Genomic DNA, 23285 nt, shown 5'->3' on the forward strand with positions numbered 1-23285 from the left:
AATTTACAGACCTACAAAACTCGCAACAACCCACCGCTTTATTTATCGGAAAAACCAGCACTAGTCTGTTTGCTCTTACATCAACCAAGAGCACTACTCATGACAACATTAACTATTTTCTTTTGCGGCACGGGTTCCACAAAGTTTGATACCACCAATGGCAACTACTGGGACGGCGAACTGGTTTCCACGCTCGCCTCGCATCACGGCGGCCGCGAGTTCGCCGAGTGGCTGGTGGTTGACGGTCCCGGCACCAGCAATTTGCAGGCAGACGAACTGTTCACCAAGTCCAAAGACTACGGGCTCAGCGGCACGCTATTCGGCAAGGGCTGGGACGAAAACGTGCAACACGCCATGAATATCATTAAAGGCAAGTGTGACTGGCACCGCGAGCAACTGACCGAGCCCGAATACAACCGCCTGAAAGCTGCCGGCATCCCCATTGAAGATGTCAAAGTCGAAGGTTCGTGGATGTGGCGCAAATATAACTACGGCGATCGCAGCGTCACGCAACAGAAGTTGCAGGAACAGATAATCAAAACGTTTCGCAAGGACGGTGTTATCCCAACCAAAGTCAATCTTGTGGGTTGGAGTCGCGGTGGCATCAGTTGCCATATGCTGGCCAACGCAATGTTCAACGACAGCGCACTGAAGAACATCCCGGTGAACATCTTCGCGATTGATCCGGTGCCGGGCATCGGCAACTTTCAGGAGAACCGGGTCAAACTCAATTACAACGTAAAAGAGTACGTGGGCTTCTACGCACGCGACGAACGCTCGAAAGGCTTCAGCTGCGTCATCCCGCAAACGGCCACCGGCACCAAAACCAGCATTTTCCCAATGCCCGGCCGCCACGCCACACTGGTAGGCAATGCCGCGGCCGATGGCGTCGCTGGCGCGAAAGTGCTGGCCGAACCGGGCCTGATCGTCCGTCACTTCGCAGAAACCTGCCTCAAGCGCTGGGGCGTTACGCTGGCCAAGCCACTCAACCTGACCCAAGCCGACCTGCAAACCCACCACAACGCCATGACCCGCGCCGCCGCGCAGTACAAGGCGATGGAAAAGCATTCCTACACCTATTTCACCGAACTGGATCAAGGCGAGCGCTACGTTTCGCTGGGCAGCAAAGGCGTGATGTTTTCGGCGGTGAAGGGCACGATCTACGCGCCGGCCACGGGGCTGAGCACCGCGCTGGGGGATGTTGCGGCGTATCAGCATATTGGTTGAGGCGACGAAAAAACCTACAGCAACGGCCTATGCGAACTTCGTCCTGTTCCTACAAGTGAAGACTCTTTATCGCCTATCGCCGCTTGGTGGGTCGAATCTATAGTCGACTTCGCCGCTGCAAGAATCAGCGGCTCAGGTTTGGTCACCTGAAAAAACAGAGATAACGGATGCATGCCCTTGTATGCTGCCGACGTTTTTTGTCGGCTCGCTTTATGGCGGCTGTGTTTGGGACGCTTCGGCGTACCGGGTTATCTCTGCCGGTTTGACCAACTTGAACACAGTCCGCCTCCACCGCTTGGTCACGGTAGCAGCGGTTTATCCGAAGCCTACAGAGATCGCATTTATGAATTCACGGAAACAGTTCCCCACCGATCGCTACCAGCCACTCGAATCCAACCTCACCGACACCAAGCCCTTGGTGATCGACACAGAAGCCAACCCGCAAGACATCCTCGAATGCGCCTTCCAACGCCTGCGCGCATCCGCCGATCTGCTCGAAACCCTCTACTGCCTCTGCTTCAAACAAGCCGACGTCAAAGACATCCCCCATATCACTCATGCGCTCTACATACTGACCCAGGACGGCTGTGACCTGCTGCAGGTTGCGCAGCAACGCATGATGAATTGGAAAGCACCGGCCTGAAGCCAAGGGAGAACTCATTCCTGCGCTTCGCGTGGGAATGATCCAAATCAGGTAACAACCATGAGCCGATTTTTTGAAGAGTTACTTGAAAGCGTTCGAGAGATGGACGACATCGTTCGAGGTTTGCAGCGTCCCTCTCGCAAGTTCCATGTTGAAACACCGAAGAACGAACTGGCTAGATTGGAGCCAGATAAATCGAACCTGTCGGCAAACGTGGCCACTGTAACCGCCCAGGATGACCATCGGCACGAATCCTCCAGCGCAGCTAAGTGGCAATATTCTGCCTACCTAGCGATGAAAGCACTGGAATATTGATACTTAACCAATCACTTTACTCATTTAACTCGATCAAGCATGCCCCCTTTCAAGTGCTATTATTCTGGCAGTTAAGCTAAAAAACTGAGGGAATATTGGCACATGGCTAAGAAAACAGCGCCGCTGCTGCCCGCCACATCCAGACTGCTTTCAGAGTTTGGCGAGCGACTGAAACTGGCTCGCCTGCGCCGCAAGCTGACCGCCAGACAAGTCGCCGAAAGATCGGGCATGTCGCTGACAACACTGCGCTCGCTAGAGTCCGGTGGGTCGGGCGTCACCATGGGGGCTTATCTGTCGGTGATGCAGGTGCTTGGCTTGGAGAAGGACTTGAAAAAAATGGCCGACGTCGATGATCTGGGACGCCAACTGCAAGATGCCCAGTTGCTGCCAGGAGCAAAACCCCAGAGAGTCCGTGGAACGGCGAAGATCAACAAATCGCCCCCAGCCAATGGCACAAATACCGGGGTAATTGAGGACAGCGCGTACATCGCAAACCTGACCAAAGACTTTCCGCTCAACACCCACTCGCTTTCCGATCTGCTGAACAAGAAGAAAACCGACCCGAAGCCAGGTAAAGAATGACGCGAATTGCCGTTTATGCAGCCTGGGAATCCTTAAAGGGCGCGAGACGCTTAGGGTTTCTGCACGCCAGAAAGGCCCGAGCTAACGAAGGGTTCCAGTTTGAGTACGATCCTGCCGCACTTGCGGATCCGGAATTGAGCTTCATGGGGCTGGATCCCCGGATCAAACTTTTCCAGGGGCACCAGTTTCCGGGTGGTCATCAATCCCAATTCGGGGTGTTCGCAGACTCAAGCCCTGATAGATGGGGACGTTTGCTGATGAAGCGGCGTTTGGAACGAGAAATTCGCGACGCAATAGTGCCTGGAGGCAGCAAGCTCTTTGAGTCCGATTACCTGCTAGGAGTGCATGATGCCTTTCGAGTAGGAGCCCTGCGCTACAAACTCAATGATGAGGGCCGCTTTCTCGATGACCGAGAAAACATGGCGGCGCCACCATTCCTGAAATTGCGCGCGTTGGAGCAAGCAAGCCGCGCACTGGAAAACGATCCCGACAATACATCAGTCGAAGGTGGCGAATGGCTAAGAATGCTGATCGCACCCGGCGGATCACTGGGTGGCGCAAGACCTAAGGCCAGCGTCGCAGACCAGCGCGGGCAACTGTGGATCGCCAAATTTCCGAGCATTCGAGACGACTACGACGTCGGGGGCTGGGAAATGGTGGTGAATGCTCTCGCCAATAACTGTGGATTAAGGGTCGCAACCGGTACCGCTCAACGCTACGCCAGTGATCACCACTGCTTTATGGTCAAACGTTTTGACCGAAACGAAAGCGGTGGCCGTTTCCACTTCGCCTCTGCCATGACCATGACTGACCGCGTCGACGGCGACGATGCTTCGACTGGCGCGAGCTACATGGAATTGGCTCGGGTAATCATTGAGCATGGCTCCGATGTAGACACCGACCTGCGCGAGTTATGGTCACGAATAGTCTTCAACATTCTGGTCTCGAACACCGATGACCATCTGCGCAATCACGGCTTCATTCTCGATCCTGGTCGCGGGTGGCGGCTATCCGAGGCTTATGACATGAATCCGGTAGCGCATGCTGATGGGTTGAAGCTGAACATCACGGACTCCGATAACGCTTTGGATCTGGAGCTGGCGCGAGAAGTGGCGGGAACTTTCCGCGTTAATAACGAAGATGCCGAACAGATCATCAATGACTTTCAGCTAACCGTTATGCAGTGGCCGACATTGGCCAGCGCGCTTGGCATTCCAAGGCGTGAACAGGAAAATATGGCTCCTGCTTTTCAACTGTCGGAAAAGTGAAAGTAAGCGTCATCAAACCGTTATCCACAAAAAAGCCGCCCTAAAAGGCGGCTTTCTCATTCACCAGACCTAAGTCTTACAACTTCGGACCAGCAGCCTTGATCGCGTCGCTCACTTCGAACTTCTTGAAGTTCTCGATGAACAGACCGGCCAATGCTTTGGCGGCTTCGTCGTATGCAGCCTTGTCAGCCCAGGTGTTGCGTGGGTTCAACAGGCCAGTTTCAACGCCCGGTACGGCCAGTGGCACGTCGAGGTTGATGGTGTCCAGGTGCTCGGTTGCAGTGCCGATCAGGGCGCCGCTCTGGATCGCTGCGATGACTGCGCGGGTAGTCGGGATGTTGAAGCGTTTGCCGACACCGTAGCCGCCGCCGGTCCAGCCGGTGTTGACCAGGTAGACCTTGGAGCCGAAGCCGCGGATACGCTTGATCAGCAGCTCTGCGTATTCGCCGGCCGGGCGCGGGAAGAACGGTGCGCCGAAGCAGGTGGAGAAGGTCGACTTGATGCCGCTGCCCGAACCCATTTCAGTCGAGCCCACCAGAGCGGTGTAGCCGGACAGGAAGTGGTAGGCCGCTTGTTCTTCGTTGAGGATCGACACTGGCGGCAGCACGCCGGTCAGGTCGCAGGTCAGGAAGATTACTGCGTTCGGCTCGCCACCGAGGTTCTTCTCGGAGCGCTTGGCAACGTGTTCCAGCGGGTAGGCGGCGCGGCTGTTCTGGGTCAGGCTGACATCGGCATAGTCGGCGTGCTTGGCATCGTCGATAACGACGTTTTCCAGCACTGCGCCGTGCTTGATAGCTTTCCAGATGACCGGCTCGTTCTTCTCGGACAAGTCGATGCATTTGGCGTAGCAGCCGCCTTCGATGTTGAAAACAACGCCTTCGCCCCAGCCGTGTTCGTCGTCACCGATCAGGTAACGGCTTTCGTCGGCCGACAGAGTGGTTTTGCCAGTGCCGGACAGACCGAAGAACAGGGTCACGTCGCCTTCTTCGCCGATGTTTGCCGCGCAGTGCATAGGCAGTACGTCAGCAGCCGGCAGCAGGAAGTTCTGCACCGAGAACATGGCTTTCTTCATCTCACCGGCGTAACGCATGCCAGCAATCAGGACTTTTTTCTGGGCGAAGTTGAGGATCACGCAACCATCGGAGTTGGTGCCGTCACGCTCGGGCACGCACTCGAAGTTGGCAACGTTGAGCACTTGCCACTCATCGCGGCCAGCCGGGTTGTACTTTTCCGGATTGATGAACAGGCAACGACCGAACAGGTTCTGCCAGGCAGTCTGAGTGGTCATTTTCACGGCGAGGTAGTGATCGTCGGCCGCGCCTACATGCACGTGGGAAACGAAATGCTCTTGTGCGTTGTTGAATGCTTCAACGCGGTCCCACAGGGCATCGAACTTGTCGGCCGGGAACTTGCGGTTGATCGGGCCCCAGGCGATAGCGGCCTGGGTGGAAGGCTCTTCAACGATGAAGCGATCGACTGGCGAACGACCGGTGCGATGACCGGTGCGAACAACCAGAGCGCCGGTATCGGCAAGCTCGCCCTCACCGCGGTTCAGGGCTTCTTTTACCAGATCATCAACACTCAGATCGGTGTACACGGCGTTATTGGCTTGCGTCATGAGATTCCCCGTCGGCCAGTGGCCGAGTGTGCTCCAAACGTTTTGTAGTAGAAAGTCGTGCACTACTACCGCGACAAAAAGTGGGCCGGATTATGCCAGAAACGCCCAAAAAGAGTAGGGTCCTCCCGTCGTAACGGCGTAATTCCGTCGTAGCGCAGTGAATTTACCTGCGCTGAACCGTTTTAGTGCCGGGTATCTGACGGGGTCTCTACGCCTGCGCCAGCGAACAATTGGACAACATCTGTCGCATCAAACAGGTAGCGTTCGTTGCAGAACTGGCAATCGATCTCGATATTTCCACCGTGCTCGATGACCAGTGCCTGCGCATCTTCCAGACCGAGGCTGACCAGCGCATTGCCCGAACGCTCACGCGAGCAGCTGCAATGGAAATGCAAATGCTGCACATCAAACAGACGCACCTGCTCTTCATGGTAGAGACGGTGCAGCACGGTTTCGTTGTCCAGGCTCAACAGTTCATCGGCGGTCAATGTACTGCCCAGCGCGGTGATGTGCTGCCAACTGGCGGCGCGTTCTTCTTCGTCCTTCAAGCGGTCGGCCGGCAGCTGTTGCAACAGCAGACCACGGGCGCGACGGCCATCGGCGTACAGCCAGAACCGCGTGCCCACCTGTTGCGACATGACGAAGTAGTTGGTGAAGCACTCGGAGAGGGTTTCGCCGTCGAGATCGACGATACCCTGGTAGCGTTGGCCAACGGTCGGATCGACGGTCAGGGCCAGGACGCCGTTCGGCATCAGGTCGCTGAGGGTCGCGTCCGGGGCGATCTGGTCCGCGTGATAACGAGCCAAACCACGGATTTCGCGCTCGCTGGAGCACTCGATCATCAGCATCGGGATCGGGCCTTCGGAGCGCGCCTGCAGAATCAGCAAGCCGTCGAATTTCAGCGTGCCAACCAGCAACGACGCGGCAGCCATCAGCTCGCCGAGCAACTGCGCGACCGGCTCCGGGTACGGATGCTTGGCGAGCACTTCGGCATAGCTGCGTTCCAGCGACACCAATTCGCCGCGAGTGTCGCTGTCATCGAAGATGAAGCGTTGGGTGTAGTCGGTATCCGGGAGATCGGTCATAGGTCTGGGTATCTGAATTGATGACAAAATGGTTACAAGATATGAGAATGCCGCGCTTCTTTGCACCTGTTTGGTGCGTAACGTTCAGCCACGGGAGGCATTTTATGAACAATCCGGGTTTGTTCCAATCCAGATGGAACCTCGGCCGGCTGGTTCTGTGCAATGTGGTGCCGTTGGCGCTACTGGCTTTCTGGTTATGGCCTACGGGTCAGATGCTGTGTGTGCTTTTCGACGAGTGGCTGTTCCGCTCGCTCAATACGCCACTGGCCAGCAACCCCATATGGCTCCACATCTGGGCAATTGCAAGTCTGCGCCCGTTCGACATCGTTGTCGGACTGATTCTGCTGACGCTTCTCATCAAAGGCGACTGGGTGTTCAAGGCGATTGATGCACGCCGGGCGTTTTTCGGTTTTTTCTCGATTCTGCTGTTGATGGTGGTGATTCGCGCGCTGTTCTCCAAGTTCGCCGATCGCATGGGCTGGCAACACAGCAGCCCGTCGATGGTGCTCGAAGGCGCGGTGCATCTGAGCGATTACTTCCCGCACCTTGAGAAAACCTGGGAGCTGAAGGATCGCTCGAGCCAGAGCTTTCCCGGTGACCATGCTTCGGTATTGCTGATCTGGGCGCTGTTCATGGGCGTGTTCAGCCGCACGGTTGGCCAGTTTCTGGCGGTGTGGGGTCTGGCGCTGTTGTTCATGCTGCCGCGTTTGGTGGCTGGTGCGCATTGGGGTCAGGACGACTACATCGGCGGAATGCTGTTGGCGGTTTGGGCGTTGGGCTGGGGTTACTACACGCCGTTTGCTTATCACGCGGCGAATTTCTGGCTGAAGGTCACGGCGCCGATTTTTAGTTTGCTGGGCAAATTGCCGGTGGTTTCGCGGATGAGTGTGGTGCGTAGCGCCTGATACTGCGTCGCCTATGGCGAGTGCTGCGCACTCGATCGCCAGCAGGCTGGCTCCCACATTGGAATGCATTTCACTGTGGGAGCTAGCCTGCTAGCGATGAGGCCGCAACAATCACTACACAAATATCATCCTTACTCGCTGCTGCTGTTCCCACGAAATTTGAACAGATCCCGCCGCTGCTTTTTGCTCGGCTTGCCATCGGTGGTCACGCCAATCGCACCGGCCTTGCGCATCTCGGCGGACGCTTCGCGCTTGGCGATGCTGGCTTCGGTCTCCGCATACAGCGTCTGCGCCTCAGGCGCGCCACGGCGTACGATCGACAGAGCCTGCACCACGACAACTTTTGAATCGAACCCGGTGCGAATCTCGAATTCATCGCCGATGCGTGGCTCTTTGCCAGGCTTGCAGCGCTCTCCCCGACAATGCACCTTGCCACTCTCGATGGCGGCTTTGGCCAAGGCGCGGGTTTTGTAAAAGCGCGCAGCCCATAGCCACTTGTCGAGACGGACCTTATCGTCCTCTTCGCTTTTTTGTGCCATGGCATGTCCTCATTCTGAAATATTGGTGAACTGTACTACCGTTCCTGTCATGCCATGAATTACCCCGACGCGCATTACAATGTGCGCGTCGCCGTCTGGCTTGAACTACCAACAATCCGGGCCGTCGATATCTGTCGCCTTTTAACCATTATTCTGCGTGAATACCGCCAATCCGAGCCAATACAGGCCCGTCGGCAGTTTTCACCGGTTGAGCATTTTTTTGAAGACATTTGACCATTTGACCGTTGTCGGTCTGCGCGAGTGGGTGGCGCTCCCAGATCTGGGAGTCGCCGGCCTTCGGGCAAAAATCGACACCGGTGCCAGCACCTCCAGCCTGCACGCCACTGACATCGAGCCGTTTGAGCGCGATGGCCAGAAATGGGTGCGTTTCACCGCGCACCTGGGCACGGTGGTGCAACTGCGCCACCGGCGTTGCGAAGCACCGCTGGTGACCCGCAAGACTATCAAAAGCTCTAACGGCCACGCGCAGGAGCGCTACGTGATCAGCACGACGCTGGCCCTGGGTGATCGAGTCTGGCCGATCGAGTTCACCCTCGCCTGCCGCAAGTCCATGCGTTATCGCCTGTTGCTCGGTTCCAAAGCCCTGATCGACGGCCACCTGGTGGTCAATCCGGGCATCAAATATGTACAAGACAAGCCGGTGTTCCCGGTATCTACCTCTTCCACAGGTGTTGCATGAAGATCGCTGTGCTGTCGCGCAATCCGCGTCTGTATTCCACCCGCCGTCTGGTCGAAGCCGGAACCGAGCGCGGGCATGAAATGGTGGTGATCGACACCTTGCGCGCCTATATGAACATTGCCAGCCACAAGCCGCAGATCCACTACCGTGGCAAACCGCTGGAAGGCTTCGATGCAGTGATTCCGCGAATCGGCGCGTCGGTGACGTTTTATGGCTGCGCAGTGTTGCGTCAGTTCGAAATGATGGGGGTGTTCCCGCTCAACGAATCGGTGGCGATTGCCCGTTCACGGGACAAGTTGCGTTCGCTGCAACTGCTGTCGCGCCGCGGTATCGGTCTGCCGGTAACTGGCTTCGCGCATTCGCCGGATGACATTCCAGACCTGATCGACATGGTCAACGGCGCGCCGCTGGTGATCAAGGTGCTGGAGGGCACCCAGGGCATCGGCGTGGTCTTGTGCGAAACCGCGACGGCCGCGGAGTCGGTGATCGAAGCGTTCATGGGTTTGAAGCAGAACATCATGGTCCAGGAATACATCAAGGAGGCCGGCGGTGCCGACATCCGTTGCTTCGTGGTTGGCGACAAGGTGATCGCAGCGATGAAGCGTCAGGCCAAGCCTGGGGAATTTCGCTCCAACCTGCATCGCGGCGGCAGCGCCAGCCTGATCAAGATCACCCCGGAAGAACGCATGACTGCGTTGCGCGCAGCCAAGGTCATGGGACTGGCGGTGGCGGGTGTGGATATCTTGCGTTCCAATCACGGGCCGCTGGTGATGGAAGTGAACTCGTCGCCGGGGCTGGAAGGGATCGAGACCACCACCGGGAAGAATGTGGCGGGGATCATCATTGAGCATCTTGAGAAGAATGGCGGGCCGAATATGACTCGCACCAAAGGCAAGGGTTAAAAGCAGCTTGTTCCCCTGTGGCGAGGGAGCTTGCTCCCGCTCGGCTGCGCAGCAGTCGTGAACCAGGCAACCTTGTTCTAGCAGCGAACGCGGTTGTCTGGATCGGGAGTCCTTCGGCCTCCAGCGGGAGCAAGCTCCCTCGCCACAAGGTTAAACGGCGTCTCTTGGAAGCATCAACCCCAGCGGCAACCGAACCCGCGCCTCCAGCCCACCCCCGGACCGATTGCGCAACTCAACATTGCCGCCATGCATCGAAGCAATCCGCTTGACGATCGCCAGCCCCAAGCCAGTCCCCTTCCCGCCCCGCGCCCGATCACCACGGGTAAACGGATTGAAAATCGCCTCAAGCTCGGACGGGTCAATCCCCGCGCCACGGTCCATCACACTCAGCACCACATACGGCGCACTGGTGTCGCCGGATACATAAGCCGCCACTTCAACCCCGCTACCCGCGTGATTCAAGGCATTGCCAATCAGGTTGTTCAGCAAGCGTTTCATCGACACCCGGCGTAACGGGAACGGCTGAATAGGCTCCAGACGCAAACGCACTTTCTCTTCGCTCTGGTTGTACGGCGCAGCCACTTCACGCACCAGATCGCTGAGATCCACCTCTTCCACGGTTTCGTCACGACCGTCACGAATGAACGCGAGGAACTGGTCGAGAATCGCGTCCATGTCTTCGATGTCGCGCACCATGTCGTCAGTCAGATCGGTGTGATCGCCCATCAGCTCAAGCGACAAGCGCAGGCGCGTCAGCGGTGTACGCAAATCGTGAGACACACCCGCCAGCATCAGTTCACGCTCGCGGCCGGCCTGTTCGACATCCTCGGCCATCTGGTTGAAAGCGCGGTAAACCTCGGTCATCTCACTCGGCGTGTCGCTGATCGGCAGGCGCACGCTGCGACCCTGACCCAGTTGCCGGGCGGCGTAGACCAAGCGCTTCAAAGGTTGATTGAGCTGGCTGACAAAAATCCACGCCGATGCGGTGGACAGCAAGCCGATGGCGAGGAACCAGCCGAGCACGTTCCAGATCTTCTGTCCGCGCAACGGATGCGGGTACAGCGGCACTTTCAGCCAGCCATCACCCAGGCTAGGCGCGCGCACCCACAGCGCCGGCGGCGAGTGCATACGCAAGCGCACTTCGGTGTCGGCACCGAGTTCTGCCTGCATCTGCCGCTGGTAGATTTCGCTGTACGGCCAGTGCTGTTCGCCTTCCGGCACACCGGCGCCGACCACGCGGATCAGGGTTGCGGCATCGGCAATCTTCTCGCGGTTTTCTTCGTCGGCCGCCCAATAGGCGCGCAACGTCAGGGCCACGCCGTGGCTGTATTGGCGATCCACCAGCACGTCCTCGTTCATCAACAGATAAACCAGGGTCAGCGCCTTGGAAAACAGCACGACGATGAGCACCAGCCACAGGGTGCGGGAGAAGAAACTTTGCGGGAACCAGACGGGGGTTTTCATGGATAAGCGCTACACACTTGCAGGAGCGAGCAATGCTCGCATATTGCGGATGGCGAGTCTGCGGACAACTCATCCGCCAGACCCGCTCCTACAAATCACCAATCACTTGGTGGCGTTGCCATCCGGTACGAACACGTAGCCCACGCCCCAGACCGTCTGGATATAACGCGGTTTGGACGGATCGGGTTCGATCATCCGGCGCAGACGGGAAATCTGCACGTCGATGGAACGCTCCAGAGCATCCCATTCACGACCACGGGCCAGATTCATCAGCTTGTCGCGGGTCAGTGGCTGACGCGCGTTCATCACCAAGGCCTTGAGTACCGCGAACTCACCGGTAGTGAGCATGTGTACTTCGTCGCCACGCTTGAGTTCGCGGGTCGCCAGCGACAGCACGTAATCGCCGAACGTGACGTTTTCGTCTTCGCTGCCCGGCGCGCCCGGTACCGGTGCGGCCTGACGGCGCAGGACCGCTTTGACCCGGGCCATCAGTTCGTCCGGGTTGAACGGCTTGGCCAGGTAATCGTCGGCGCCCAGTTCCAGGCCCTTGATGCGGCTCAGCTCGTCGCCCTTGGCGGTGAGCATGATGATCGGGATCTGATTGTTCGCGCCACGCAGGCGGCGGCAAGCGGTCAGGCCGTCTTCGCCGGGCAGCATCAGGTCGAGAACCACCAGATTGAACACTTCGCGGGCCAGCAAACGGTCCATCTGCTCAGTGTTCGGTACAGCGCGGGCACGGTAGCCCTTGCTAACGAAAAAGCGCTCCAGCAGGCTGCTCAGCCCAGGATCGTCGTCAACAATAAGAATTTTTTCGCCTTCAGCAGGTTGTGCAGTGCTGCTCATTAGATGCTCCTTTTAGCTCGGCGCGCATTATGGCGTAGCTGTCGTTATACGCACCGTGTGCATTGTTAGCAGATTTTTCCTTCGCTGCCAGAAAACCGGGGTTTATGCCTACAGACTGCGTCGCCCCCGAATGTCAGAACGCTGGTTATAATGCGCGGCGTTTTGTGTCAGGCAACGTCTGAATCGTTACCTTAGATGGCCGCTGGTTTTTTCCATGGCCAGCGCAGTAATTGTTCGATTTCACGGGTCAATGGCATGCCTCTTGACCCAGGCAGCGGTGAGTACCAGGCCGCTCAACCAGACTCCGGGCCTGTATTTCCGTGCCTGCGAGCCTGCTTTCACAATTTGTCAGGTGGTTTTATGGACAGCATCAACAGCCGCATCGCCGAGGAACTCGGCGTACGCCCACAACAGGTCGAAGCGGCCGTCGCGCTACTCGATGAAGGCTCGACCGTGCCCTTCATCGCCCGTTACCGGAAAGAAGTCACCGGCAGCCTCGATGACACCCAGTTGCGTCATCTGGAAGAACGTCTGCGCTACCTGCGAGAACTCGACGAACGGCGTATCAGCATCCTCGCCAGCATTCAGGAGCAGGGCAAACTCACCCCTGAACTGGAACGCGACATCAAGCTTGCCGACACCAAGACCCGCCTCGAAGACTTGTACCTGCCGTACAAGCAGAAGCGCCGCACCAAGGGCCAGATTGCCCTCGAAGCCGGCCTCGGCGAGTTGGCCGACGGTCTGTTCAACGACCCATCGCTGACGCCGGAAACCGAAGCCGCACGCTTCATCGACGCCGAAAAAGGCGTGGCCGATGTAAAAGCTGCGCTCGAAGGCGCCAAGTACATCCTCATGGAGCGCTTCGCCGAAGACGCCAACCTGCTGGAAAAACTGCGCAATTACCTGAAACAGGAAGCCACCCTGAGTGCCCGCGTGATCGCCGGCAAGGAAGAGGCCGGCGCCAAATTCCGCGATTACTTCGAACACGACGAACCACTGAAGAGCATGCCATCGCACCGTGCGTTGGCGATTTTCCGTGGCCGCAACGAAGGCATTCTCAGCTCCGCACTGAAAGTCGGCGACGAACTGCCGGGCACCATGCACCCGTGCGAAGGCATGATCGGCCAGCAATTCGGCATCCAGAATCAGGGCCGTCCGGCGGACAAATGGCTTGGCGAAGTAGTGCGCTGGACCTGGAAGGTCAAGCTCTACACCCACCTCGAAACCGACCTGCTCGGCGAGCTGCGTGACGGCGCTGAAGCCGAGGCGATCAACGTGTTCGCGCACAATCTGCACGACTTGCTGCTGGCGGCTCCGGCCGGCCCGCGCGCCACCTTGGGTCTCGACCCGGGCTTGCGTACCGGTTGCAAGGTTGCTGTGGTCGACTCCACCGGCAAGCTGCTCGATCACACCACGGTTTATCCGCACGTGCCGCACAACAAGTGGGATCAGACCCACGCTGTGCTGGCTGCTCTGTGCGCCAAGCACTCGGTCGACCTGATCGCCATCGGCAACGGCACCGCCAGCCGGGAAACCGACAAGCTGGCCATCGAGCTGATCAAAAAATACCCAGCCATGAAAATGACCAAGGTCATGGTTTCCGAGGCCGGAGCATCGGTGTACTCGGCGTCGGAACTGGCAGCCAAGGAATTCCCGGATCTGGACGTGTCGATCCGTGGCGCAGTGTCCATCGCCCGCCGCTTGCAGGATCCACTGGCAGAGCTGGTGAAGATCGATCCGAAATCCATCGGCGTCGGCCAGTACCAGCACGACGTATCGCAGCTGAAACTGGCGCGCGGTCTGGACGCAGTGGTCGAGGATTGCGTGAACGCCGTCGGTGTCGACGTGAACACTGCTTCCGTGGCGCTGCTGGCACGGATCTCCGGCCTCAACGCGACCCTGGCGCAGAATATCGTTACCCACCGTGACGAAAACGGTGCATTCAAAACCCGCGCCGCCTTGAAGAAAGTCGCACGTCTGGGCGAAAAAACCTTTGAACAGGCTGCCGGCTTCTTGCGCGTGATGAACGGCGACAACCCGCTGGATTCCTCGGCGGTGCACCCGGAAGCCTATCCGCTGGTACAGCGCATCGCCGCTGAAACCGACCGCGATATTCGCTCGCTGATCGGTGATGCCGCGTTCCTGAAACGTCTGGATCCGAAGAAATTCACCGACGAGACTTTTGGTCTGCCAACCGTCACCGACATTCTGCAAGAGCTGGAAAAACCGGGCCGCGATCCGCGTCCGGAGTTCAAGACTGCCGAGTTCCAGGAAGGCGTCGAAGAGCTCAAGGACCTGGAGCTGGGGATGATTCTCGAAGGCGTAGTGACTAACGTCACGGCGTTCGGCGCGTTCGTCGACATTGGTGTGCATCAGGATGGTCTGGTGCATATCTCGGCGCTGTCGGAGAAATTCATCAAGGACCCACGCGAAGCGGTCAAGGCCGGCGACGTGGTGAAAGTGAAAGTCATGGAAGTCGATATCCCGCGCAAACGCGTAGGTCTGTCGATGCGCATGGGCGACGCGCCGGGCGAGAAAATCGACGGCGCACGTGGCTCGCGTCCGGGCTCGGCTTCGCGACAGTCTTCCGGCAACGCGCCGCGTAAAGAAGCCCCAACCGCGACTGCCGCGCCGAGCAACAACGCCATGGCGTCGCTGTTCGCCAACGCCAAGCAGTTGAAGAAGCGCTGATGGAAATTCCGGCCGGGCTGGTCGAGAGCGCATTTTTCAAGCTGTTGGGCTGCCGCCTGCACAGTCTGGAAACCGGGGTGGCGCAAGTTGCCCTGGCGCTGGAACCGCAGTTGCGCAACCGTGGCAACAAACTGCACGGCGGCGCGCTGTTCAGCCTGGTCGACATCGCCATGGGGCTGGCCTGTTCCAGCACCCACGGCTTTGATCAGCAAAGTGCGACCATCGAATGCAAGATCAACTACATCCGCGCCGTTTCCGACGGCGAGGTGTTGTGCACGGCGCGGGTCATCCACCCGGGCCGACGCACGCTGGTGGTTGAAGCCGATGTGATGCAGGGCGACAAACTGGTCGCAAAAGCGCAAGGCACGTTCGCTGTCCTGTAGATGTTGCCCATCATTTTGAGTTAATTTCGGCGCTGTGACCGCAGCGTTGGAATTTTCTTCGCCCGCGTCTGCCAGATTCAGGGAACGAAGTCGGCATTTCCAGTGGGGCTTCCATGGCCCGAAAACCAGGCGAAAACGCCAGTTTCAACTTCACCCTTGTAGACCGTCCTGCCCACCCCCATATTGGGGCGACTGACGCGTGAAGGAATCCAAATTGAGCGAACTTCTCAACCGCCGCCTGGCTCTGCTCGGTGAGCGCGCCAACCTCTCTCTGCTCGAGCAGTGCCTGCACGGTATCGAACGTGAATGCCTGCGCGTGACCGGCGAGGGTCGTCTGGCGCAAACACCGCATCCCGAAAGCCTGGGTTCCGCGTTGACCAACGAACAGATCACCACCGACTATTCCGAGTCGCTGCTGGAGTTCATCACGCCTGCCCTGCCGGATCCGGCCGATACGCTGGCCAGCCTCGACAAGATTCATCGCTTCGCCTACAGCAAGCTCGGCAACGAGTACCTGTGGAGTCCATCGATGCCGTGCCCGTTGCCGGCCGAGGAAGATATCCCGATCGCCTACTACGGCAGCTCCAACATCGGTCAGCTCAAATACGTCTATCGCAAGGGCCTGGCCCTGCGTTACGGCAAGACCATGCAGTGCATCGCCGGGATTCACTACAATTTTTCCCTGCCGGAAAAACTCTGGCCGCTGCTGAAAGAATCTGAAGGCTTTGTCGGCACTGACCGCGATTTTCAGTCGGTTTCCTACATCGCACTGATCCGCAACTTCCGCCGCTACAGCTGGCTGCTGATGTACCTGTTCGGAGCCTCGCCGGCGCTGGACGCGGGCTTCCTGCGCGGTCGTTCGCATCAGCTCGAACAGCTCGATCCGGACACCCTGTACCTGCCTTACGCCACCAGCCTGCGCATGAGCGACCTCGGTTACCAGAGCAACGCTCAGGCCGGCCTGACGCCGTGCTACAACGATCTGGCGAGCTACACCGACAGCCTGCGCAAAGCCGTGGCCACGCCGTACGCGCCGTACGTTGAAGTCGGTACGCACCAGGACGGCGAGTGGGTGCAACTCAACACCAACATCCTGCAGATCGAAAACGAGTACTACTCGAACATCCGCCCGAAACGCGTGACCTACACCGGCGAGCGGCCGATTCAGGCGCTGGTGGCGCGTGGCATTCAGTACGTCGAAGTACGTTGCCTGGACATCAACCCGTTTTTGCCGATGGGCATCGACCTCACCGAGTCGCGCTTCCTCGACGCGTTCCTGCTGTACTGCGCGCTGAATGACAGCCCGCTGCTGACCAACATCTCCTGCAGCGGCGCGACTTCGAACTTCCTCAGCGTGGTCAAGGAAGGTCGCCGTCCGGGCCTGCAATTGCAGCGTGACGGTGAGCCGGTCGAGATGAAGGCGTGGGCCGCCGAGCTGCTGGAGCAGATCGCCCCACTGGCCGCGCTGCTCGATCAAAGCCACGGCGGCGACGCTCACAGCAAGGCGCTGGATATGCAACTGGCCAAGGTCAAGGATTCGTCCCTGACGCCGTCGGCACAAGTGTTGGCGGCGATGGCTGAACATAAGGAAAGCTTTGCGCAGTTCTCCCTGCGCAAGAGCCAGGAGCATGCCGAGTACTTCCGCAGCGAGCCGTTAGCGGCTGAGGAACAGGCGAAGTTTGAGGAACTGGCGCGGACATCGCTGGCGGCGCAGGCAGAGCTTGAGCAGAACGAGGTTGGGGATTTTGATGTGTTTGTCGGGTCGTATCAGGCGAGTATTTTGGCGATCAGTAATTGACAGAGATCCCCTGTGGCGAGGGAGCTTGCTCCCGCTCGGCTGCGCCGCAGTCGCAAACCCATAAAACACGGATTACTTGTCACACCGCGTTGAATCGATTTGGGAGTCCTTCGGCCTCCAGCGGGAGCAAGCTCCCTCGCCACGAGAGTTCATCCCTGCCTTAGATTTTTCCGTTAATAAGCTAATTCGAAAAAGTTATTTATTTCTGGATTCTTAGATCATTTAGTCTCCTCACACGCCGACCCTCGGCCGCCTGATGAGGAGCTCCCCCATGAAATTGAATTCCCCGCTTCGCCTGCTGGCAGCAGCCTCTCTGGCTGCCGCGAGTTTTATGGCGCAGGCCGCCGACTTCACCGTCGCCTACCAAACCACCGTTGACCCGGCGAAAGTCGCCCAGGCCGACGGCGCTTACGAAAAAGCCACCCACGCCAAAATCGACTGGCGCAAATTTGATAACGGCGCCGACGTCATCACCGCGATCGCTTCCGGCGACGTGCAGATTGGCTACCTCGGTTCCAGCCCGCTGACTGCTGCGATCACGCGCAAAGTCCCGGTGGAAACTTTCCTCATCGCCACCCAGATCGGCGCCGCTGAAGCACTGGTCGCTCGCGACGGCGCCGGAATCAAGACGCCACAGGACCTGATCGGCAAGAAAATCGCCGTGCCGTTCGTGTCCACCGGTCACTACAGCCTGCTGGCTGCGCTGAAGCACTGGAACATCGATCCTTCGAAAGTCACCGTGCTCAACCTCGCCCCGCCAGCGATCATTGCCGCGTGGAAGCGCGGTGATATCGACGCCACTTACGTGTGGGATCCGGCGCTGGGCGTAGCCAAGGAAAACGGCAAAGTGCTGATCACTTCCGGTGAGCTGGCCAAGTTCGGCGCGCCGACTTTCGATGCGTGGATCGTGCGTAAAGACTTCGCCGAGAAGCACCCGGAAATCGTCACCGCGTTCGCCAAAGTCACGCTCGACGCCTACGCCGATTATCGTAAAGACCCGAAAGCCTGGCTCGCCGATCAAAGCAACGTCGACAAGCTGGTGAAACTGTCTGGCGCCAAGGCCAGCGATATTCCATTGCTGCTGCAAGGCAACGTCTACCCGCTGGCGGCGGATCAGGTCAGCGACCTCGGCGCGCCGACCACCAAAGCCATCACCGACACCGCCGTGTTCCTCAAGGAACAAGGCAAGGTCGACGCGGTACTGCCGGACTACGCGCCGTACGTCAGCGCCAAATACATCACCAACTGATCGGGAGCTAAATGCGATGGCCTTGCTACAGCTGGAGCGTATCAGCGCACAGTATCCCGGCAGCCCTGCACCTGTGCTGGCGGATATCTCCCTGACCCTCGGGCCTCAGCAATTGCTGGTGGCCCTCGGCCCGTCCGGCAGCGGCAAGACTTCGCTGTTGAACCTGATTGCCGGTTTCGTCGAGCCGAGTGCCGGGCGCATCACCCTTGATGGCGTGCCCGTCAAAGGCCCAAGCGCCGAGCGCGGGGTGGTGTTCCAGGACGACGCGTTGCTGCCATGGCAGGACGTATTGGCCAACGTAGGTTTCGGTCTGGAACTGGCCGGAGTGGCAAAGGACAAACGCGAAAAAATCGCCCGTGAAATGCTCGCGCTGGTCGATCTCTCCGGTTTCGAAAACCGGCGCATCTGGCAGCTCTCGGGCGGCCAAAAACAACGCGTTGGCCTGGCCCGCGCCCTCGCCGCCGATCCGCGCGTGTTGCTGATGGACGAACCCTTCGGCGCCCTCGATGCGTTCACCCGCGAACAGATGCAGGAACTGTTGCTGCAAGTCTGGCAACGCACCGCTAAACCGGTGTTCCTGATTACTCACGACATTGAAGAAGCGGTGTTCCTTGCCACTGACCTGATTCTGCTCGCGCCGAATCCGGGGCAGATCGTCGAGCGTCTGCACCTGGATTTCGGCCAGCGTTACGCTGCTGGCGAGTCGGCGCGGGCGATCAAATCCGACCCGCGCTTCATCGAAACCCGCGAACACGTGCTTGGCAAAGTGTTCGCGCAACGCAGCGCCGCCCAGCGGCAGGAGCGCGCATGAGCAGCTACGACGTTTCTGCAGCCACGGTAAAACCCGCCGGCACTTCGGTGGTAATTCCGGTTCGGCGCGGCCTGAGCACGCGCTGGATCAGCCTGCTGACATTGTCGGCATTGGTGCTGATCTGGTGGGCCGTAACCGCCAGCGGTTTGATCGAACCGCTGTTCCTGCCGCCACCCTCCGCCGTGCTGCAAAAAGGCTGGCTGCTGGTGACGACTGGCTATATGGACTCGACCCTGTGGCAGCACTTGGGCGCGAGTTTGAGCCGCATCGGTCTGGGCCTCGGCTTCGCGATTCTGACAGCGGTGCCGGTCGGCATCGCCATCGGTTCCAACCGCATCGCCCGTGGCGTGCTTGATCCGCTGATCGAGTTCTACCGGCCGATTCCGCCACTCGCCTATTTGCCGCTGATCGTGATCTGGTGCGGCATCGGCGAGTTGTCGAAAGTGCTGCTGATCTACCTGGCGATTTTCGCGCCGATTGCCATCGCGACCGCGACCGGCGTACGCACGGTCGACCCGGCCAAATTGCGCGCGGCGCAGTCGTTGGGCGCGACGCGGGCACAGCTGATTCGCCATGTGATTTTGCCCAGCGCCCTGCCAGACATTCTCACTGGCGTGCGCATTGGCCTGGGGGTTGGCTGGTCGACCCTGGTCGCCGCTGAACTGATCGCCGCCACCAGCGGTTTGGGCTTCATGGTGCAGTCGGCCGCGCAGTTTCTGGTCACCGACGTGGTAGTGCTGGGGATTCTGGTCATCGCGCTGATCGCCTTCGCCATGGAAATGGGCCTGCGCGCCCTGCAACGCAAACTGGTGCCGTGGCACGGCCAGGCCCACTGATAGCCCCGGAATTGAAGAGAACCACCATGAGCAGCCTGCATATCACTCCATTAAGCTCGGCCCTCGGCGCGCAGATCAGCGGCGTCGATGTCAGCCAGCCGCTGAACCTGGAACAACGCGACGCCATCGAACAGGCGCTGCTCAAATACCAGGTGTTGTTCTTCCGCAACCAGCCGATTGAGCCGTCACAACAGGCACGCTTCGCTGCCTATTTCGGCGACCTGCACATTCACCCGATCTACCCGAATGTACCGGAGCAACCCGAAGTGCTGATCCTCGACACCGCCGTCACCGACGTGCGCGACAACGCGATCTGGCACACCGACGTGACCTTCCTGTCGACCCCCGCCATGGGTGCTGTGCTCAGCGCCAAGCTGCTGCCGGAGTTCGGTGGTGACACTTTGTGGGCCAGCGGGATTGCGGCGTATGAATCACTGTCGGCGCCAATGAAGAGCTTGCTCGAAGGACTGACTGCGACTCACGATTTCACTCGTTCGTTTCCGCTGGAGCGCTATGGCAACACGCCGCAAGCGCTGGCGCAGTGGGAAGAAGCGCGGCGCAAGAATCCGCCGCTGTCGCACCCGGTGATTCGCACGCATCCGGTGAGCGGACGGCGCTCGCTGTTCGTCAACGAAGGCTTCACGTCGAAGATCAATGAGCTGTCGGAGACCGAGAGCGAAGCGATTTTGAAGTTTCTGTTTGCGCATGCGACACGCCCGGAATTCACCATTCGCTGGCGTTGGCAGCAGGACGATATTGCGTTCTGGGATAACCGCGTGACGCAGCATTATGCGGTGGACGACTACCGCCCGGCGCGGCGGGTGATGCAGCGGGCTACGGTGTTGGGGGATGTGCCTTTCTTCCGCTGAACCCAGAATAGTTGGTTGAATGTGAGGGCCTCATCGCGGGCAAGCCCGCTCCCACAGGACTGGTGGCGTACACAAAACTTGTGAACGCCGCTGTACCTGTGGGAGCTGGCTTGCCAGCGATGGGGCCGGAAGAGGCGCCGAAGAATCCGGCGCCGAACAGTTACTCAGCCGTTGAAGGCCGCTCCCAAAGATTAATCCCGCCCTCCTGCGCAAACCGGTCAATCTCCGCCAATTCCTCCGCACTGAAACTCAAATTCTTCAACGCCCCGACGTTCTCGATAATCTGTTCCGGCCGGCTCGCACCGATCAGCGCCGAAGTCACTCGCGGATCACGCAGTGTCCACGCCAGCGCCAGTTGCGCCAGGCTCTGCCCGCGACGCTTGGCAATCTCGTTCAGCGCGCGCACGTGAGCAATATTCGCCTCGGACAAGTGCGAAGCCTGCAACGAACCGCCGCCCGGGCGATTGACCCGCGCATCCGCCGGCACGCCGTTCAGATATTTGTCGGTCAACAGACCTTGCGCCAGCGGTGTGAAAGCAATCACGCCAGTGCCGAGCTCTTCGGTGGTGTCGAGCAGGTCTTTTTCCACCCAGCGATTGAGCAGGTTGTACGCCGGTTGGTGGATCAGCAGCGGCACTTTCCATTCTTTGAGCAGCGCAGCAATCTCACGGGTTTTCACCCCGGAATACGACGAGATGCCGATGTACAACGCCTTGCCCTGTTGCACCGCAGTGGCGAGGGCGCTGGCGGTTTCTTCCAGCGGGGTGTCCGGGTCGAAGCGGTGCGAATAGAAGATATCCACGTAGTCCAGACCGAGGCGTTGCAGGCTCTGGTCGAGGCTGGCCAGCACGTATTTGCGCGAACCGCCGCCTTGGCCATACGGGCCGGGCCACATGTCCCAGCCGGCCTTGCTCGAAATGATCAGCTCATCGCGGTACTGCTTGAAGTCTTCGCGCAGCAGACGACCGAAGTTGACCTCGGCGCTGCCGTACGGCGGGCCGTAGTTGTTGGCCAGGTCGAAGTGATTGATACCGAGGTCGAACGCGGTGCGCAGCAGCGAGCGCTGGGTATCGATCGGCGTGCTGTCGCCGAAGTTGTGCCAGAGGCCGAGCGACAGCGCCGGCAGCACCAGTCCGCTGCGGCCGACGCGGCGGTAAGGGATGGAGTCATAGCGGTTTTCGGCAGCGGTGTAAGTCATCGAATCCTCTCTTGTCTGTCTTGAATTGGGTGTCGATTGCTACGCAAATCGATTGCCGGGCCGGGCGAGGCCAAGGTTCTGGCGCAAGGTTCGGCCTTCATACTCGGTTCTGAACAGCCCGCGCCGTTGCAGTTCCGGTACTACGCCGTTGGCGAAGTCTTCGAGACCGCCGGGCAGATGCGGCACCAGCACGTTGAAACCATCCGCCGCGCCTTGCTCGAACCACTCCTGCAAGCGGTCGGCAATCTGCGCCGGCGTGCCGATCAGGCTGTAATGCCCGCGACCACCGGCAATCCTGCGACCGAGTTCGGCGAGCGTCAGGTTCTCGCGGCCCGCCAGTTCGGTCAGCAGTTTCTGACGGCTCTGCTGGCCACTGTCGGTCAGCGGCAATTCCGGCAACGGCCCGTGCAGCGGGTACTTCGACAAATCGAAGTTGCCCAGCATACGCCCAAGTAATGCCACGCCAACCTCGGGTTCGACTAATTGCTGAAACGTTTCATATTTCTCCAGCGCTTGCTGCTCTGTCTCGCCAACCACGACAAAAACACCCGGCATGATTTTCAATGAATCGGCGCTGCGGCCGAACTTGGCCAAGCGTCCTTTGAGGTCGGCGTAAAACGCTTGGGCGCTGGCCAGCGAAGTCTGTGCGGTGAACACCACTTGAGCCGTTTGCGCAGCCAGTTCGCGACCGGTTTCCGAAGACCCCGCCTGCACAATCACCGGTTGCCCCTGCGGCGAACGCGCGACGTTCATCGGGCCCTTGACTCGAAAGTGTTCGCCGACGTGATTCAGCACATGCAACTTCGCCGGGTCGTAGTAAGCACCGCTGGCCTTGTTGCGAATGAAGGCATCGTCCTCCCAGCTGTCCCACAACCCCGTGACCACCTGATGAAACTCACGTGCCCGGCTGTAGCGTTCAGCATGGCCGATGTGTTCGTCGCGGCCGAAATTCAGCGCTTCGGCAGCGTTGTCCGAGGTCACCAGATTCCACCCCGCACGGCCGCCGGACAAATGATCCAGTGAAGCGAATTTGCGCGCCACGTGATACGGCTCGTTGTAACTGGTGGTCGCCGTGGCGATCAGGCCGATGTGCTCGGTCACGGCACTGAGTGCCGAGAGCAAAGTCAGCGGCTCGAAGTGATCCGAGCGCGCCATGCGGCTGGCGATGTCGTGGGTCGGCGCTGCAACGCTGTCGGCGAGGAACAAAGCATCAAACTTTGCCGCTTCGGCGATCTGCGCCAGCCGTTTGTAATGAGCAAAATCCAGCCCGGCATTCGCCGGTACATCCGGATGCCGCCACGCCGCCACGTGGTGCCCGGTGGCCATGAGAAACGCGCCGAGTTTCAGCTGTCTGCTCAT

At 59.3% G+C, this 23285-nt stretch carries 22 protein-coding genes; 15 read left to right on the plus strand and 7 right to left on the minus strand.

Going from position 1 to position 23285, the window contains the following annotated elements:
• The first annotated feature begins 99 nt into the window (after positions 1 to 99).
• From ACP7BN_RS04600 to ACP7BN_RS04620, 5 genes are all read left to right on the plus strand, one after another.
• Positions 100 to 1227 (plus strand): hypothetical protein, encoded by a 1128-nt coding sequence (locus ACP7BN_RS04600; RefSeq protein ID WP_426201974.1) that lies wholly within the window; start codon positions 100 to 102, stop codon positions 1225 to 1227.
• A 343-nt stretch (positions 1228 to 1570) separates the two neighbouring features.
• Entirely contained in the window at positions 1571 to 1870 is a 300-nt protein-coding gene (locus ACP7BN_RS04605) for a hypothetical protein (RefSeq protein ID WP_426202209.1), read from the plus strand.
• Between the two features lie 60 nt (positions 1871 to 1930).
• Positions 1931 to 2185 (plus strand): hypothetical protein, encoded by a 255-nt coding sequence (locus ACP7BN_RS04610; protein ID WP_426201976.1) that lies wholly within the window; start codon positions 1931 to 1933, stop codon positions 2183 to 2185.
• Positions 2186 to 2287: 102 nt separating this feature from the next.
• Positions 2288 to 2767 carry a helix-turn-helix domain-containing protein gene (locus tag ACP7BN_RS04615; protein WP_426201978.1) on the plus strand — a complete coding sequence of 160 codons (480 nt, stop codon included), beginning with the start codon at positions 2288 to 2290 and terminating at the stop codon, positions 2765 to 2767.
• Positions 2764 to 4035, plus strand: a complete 1272-nt coding sequence (locus tag ACP7BN_RS04620) for a type II toxin-antitoxin system HipA family toxin (protein ID WP_426201980.1) — start codon at positions 2764 to 2766, stop codon at positions 4033 to 4035. Before ACP7BN_RS04615 ends, ACP7BN_RS04620 begins: the two co-directional genes overlap by 4 nt.
• 76 nt (positions 4036 to 4111) lie before the next feature.
• Here the strand turns inward: ACP7BN_RS04620 and ACP7BN_RS04625 are convergent, their stop codons facing one another.
• Both ACP7BN_RS04625 and hslO read right to left on the minus strand, forming a co-directional pair.
• On the minus strand, positions 4112 to 5653 hold the full coding sequence (locus ACP7BN_RS04625) for a phosphoenolpyruvate carboxykinase (RefSeq protein WP_426201982.1): 1542 nt from the start codon (positions 5651 to 5653) through the stop codon (positions 4112 to 4114).
• A 182-nt stretch (positions 5654 to 5835) separates the two neighbouring features.
• Entirely contained in the window at positions 5836 to 6738 is a 903-nt protein-coding gene (gene hslO, locus ACP7BN_RS04630; protein WP_426201984.1) for an Hsp33 family molecular chaperone HslO, read from the minus strand.
• Between the two features lie 104 nt (positions 6739 to 6842).
• On the opposite strand from hslO, the gene ACP7BN_RS04635 reads away from it, so the two are divergent.
• Positions 6843 to 7643: a phosphatase PAP2 family protein gene (locus tag ACP7BN_RS04635; protein WP_426201986.1), complete on the plus strand. Its 801-nt coding sequence runs from the start codon at positions 6843 to 6845 to the stop codon at positions 7641 to 7643.
• Between the two features lie 131 nt (positions 7644 to 7774).
• On the opposite strand, the gene ACP7BN_RS04640 is transcribed toward ACP7BN_RS04635, so the two are convergent.
• Complete coding sequence (locus tag ACP7BN_RS04640; protein WP_426201988.1) at positions 7775 to 8182, minus strand: RNA-binding S4 domain-containing protein; 408 nt, start codon at positions 8180 to 8182, stop codon at positions 7775 to 7777.
• A 253-nt stretch (positions 8183 to 8435) separates the two neighbouring features.
• Here ACP7BN_RS04640 and ACP7BN_RS04645 point away from each other — a divergent pair, with 253 nt between their 5' ends.
• Entirely contained in the window at positions 8436 to 8882 is a 447-nt protein-coding gene (locus ACP7BN_RS04645) for an ATP-dependent zinc protease family protein (protein WP_175559556.1), read from the plus strand.
• Positions 8879 to 9784: a 30S ribosomal protein S6--L-glutamate ligase gene (rimK, locus tag ACP7BN_RS04650; protein WP_007949201.1), complete on the plus strand. Its 906-nt coding sequence runs from the start codon at positions 8879 to 8881 to the stop codon at positions 9782 to 9784. Before ACP7BN_RS04645 ends, rimK begins: the two co-directional genes overlap by 4 nt.
• A gap of 150 nt (positions 9785 to 9934) precedes the next feature.
• Here the strand turns inward: rimK and ACP7BN_RS04655 are convergent, their stop codons facing one another.
• Both ACP7BN_RS04655 and ompR read right to left on the minus strand, forming a co-directional pair.
• The gene (locus tag ACP7BN_RS04655) at positions 9935 to 11248 is read right to left on the minus strand and encodes an ATP-binding protein (protein WP_420646765.1); all 1314 of its coding nucleotides are present in this window, start codon (positions 11246 to 11248) and stop codon (positions 9935 to 9937) included.
• A gap of 102 nt (positions 11249 to 11350) precedes the next feature.
• On the minus strand, positions 11351 to 12091 hold the full coding sequence (gene ompR / locus ACP7BN_RS04660) for a two-component system response regulator OmpR (protein ID WP_426201991.1): 741 nt from the start codon (positions 12089 to 12091) through the stop codon (positions 11351 to 11353).
• A gap of 360 nt (positions 12092 to 12451) precedes the next feature.
• Here ompR and ACP7BN_RS04665 point away from each other — a divergent pair, with 360 nt between their 5' ends.
• The 7 genes from ACP7BN_RS04665 (at position 12452) to tauD (ending at position 20728) form a co-directional block, all read left to right on the plus strand.
• Complete coding sequence (locus tag ACP7BN_RS04665; RefSeq protein WP_426201993.1) at positions 12452 to 14782, plus strand: Tex family protein; 2331 nt, start codon at positions 12452 to 12454, stop codon at positions 14780 to 14782.
• Positions 14782 to 15165 carry a PaaI family thioesterase gene (locus ACP7BN_RS04670; protein ID WP_426201994.1) on the plus strand — a complete coding sequence of 128 codons (384 nt, stop codon included), beginning with the start codon at positions 14782 to 14784 and terminating at the stop codon, positions 15163 to 15165. Before ACP7BN_RS04665 ends, ACP7BN_RS04670 begins: the two co-directional genes overlap by 1 nt.
• Positions 15166 to 15379: 214 nt before the next feature.
• Complete coding sequence (gene gshA, locus ACP7BN_RS04675; RefSeq protein WP_426201996.1) at positions 15380 to 16963, plus strand: glutamate--cysteine ligase; 1584 nt, start codon at positions 15380 to 15382, stop codon at positions 16961 to 16963.
• 271 nt (positions 16964 to 17234) lie between these two features.
• Complete coding sequence (tauA, locus tag ACP7BN_RS04680; protein ID WP_426201997.1) at positions 17235 to 18212, plus strand: taurine ABC transporter substrate-binding protein; 978 nt, start codon at positions 17235 to 17237, stop codon at positions 18210 to 18212.
• A 16-nt stretch (positions 18213 to 18228) separates the two neighbouring features.
• The gene (gene tauB / locus ACP7BN_RS04685; protein ID WP_420646759.1) at positions 18229 to 19023 is read left to right on the plus strand and encodes a taurine ABC transporter ATP-binding subunit; all 795 of its coding nucleotides are present in this window, start codon (positions 18229 to 18231) and stop codon (positions 19021 to 19023) included.
• Positions 19020 to 19859, plus strand: a complete 840-nt coding sequence (tauC, locus tag ACP7BN_RS04690; protein WP_426201998.1) for a taurine ABC transporter permease TauC — start codon at positions 19020 to 19022, stop codon at positions 19857 to 19859. Before tauB ends, tauC begins: the two co-directional genes overlap by 4 nt.
• A 26-nt stretch (positions 19860 to 19885) precedes the next feature.
• Positions 19886 to 20728, plus strand: coding sequence for a taurine dioxygenase (gene tauD / locus ACP7BN_RS04695; protein ID WP_426202000.1), 843 nt, complete (start codon positions 19886 to 19888; stop codon positions 20726 to 20728).
• Between the two features lie 160 nt (positions 20729 to 20888).
• On the opposite strand, the gene mgrA is transcribed toward tauD, so the two are convergent.
• Both mgrA and ACP7BN_RS04705 read right to left on the minus strand, forming a co-directional pair.
• The gene (mgrA, locus tag ACP7BN_RS04700) at positions 20889 to 21926 is read right to left on the minus strand and encodes an L-glyceraldehyde 3-phosphate reductase (protein ID WP_426202002.1); all 1038 of its coding nucleotides are present in this window, start codon (positions 21924 to 21926) and stop codon (positions 20889 to 20891) included.
• A gap of 39 nt (positions 21927 to 21965) precedes the next feature.
• Positions 21966 to 23285, minus strand: a complete 1320-nt coding sequence (locus tag ACP7BN_RS04705) for an LLM class flavin-dependent oxidoreductase (RefSeq protein ID WP_426202003.1) — start codon at positions 23283 to 23285, stop codon at positions 21966 to 21968.

It is taken from the genome of Pseudomonas sp. TWP3-1, assembly GCF_049896625.1.
Lineage (GTDB): Bacteria > Pseudomonadota > Gammaproteobacteria > Pseudomonadales > Pseudomonadaceae > Aquipseudomonas.